Genomic DNA, 255 nt, shown 5'->3' on the forward strand with positions numbered 1-255 from the left:
TTCCAGAGCGTTCCGCTAATCTCAAAGCCACTTAAGGGCTAGTCCCCGTTCGCTCGCCACTACTAAGGGAATCTCGGTTGATTTCTTTTCCTCAGGGTACTTAGATGTTTCAGTTCCCCTGGTTCGCTTCTTAAGCCTATGTATTCAGCTTAAGATAACCATCTTATGATGGCTGGGTTCCCCCATTCAGACATCTCCGGATCAAAGTCTGTTTGCCGACTCCCCGAAGCTTTTCGCAGGCTACCACGTCTTTCA

The 255-nt window shown here is 48.6% G+C and carries 1 rRNA gene; it reads right to left on the reverse strand.

The annotated features are described in order from the left end of the window. Positions 1-255 (reverse strand): 23S ribosomal RNA (locus tag IB249_RS29655); the annotation flags it as partial.

Origin of the sequence: Pseudomonas sp. PDM04 (genome assembly GCF_014851765.1) — a bacterium.
GTDB lineage: Bacteria > Pseudomonadota > Gammaproteobacteria > Pseudomonadales > Pseudomonadaceae > Aquipseudomonas.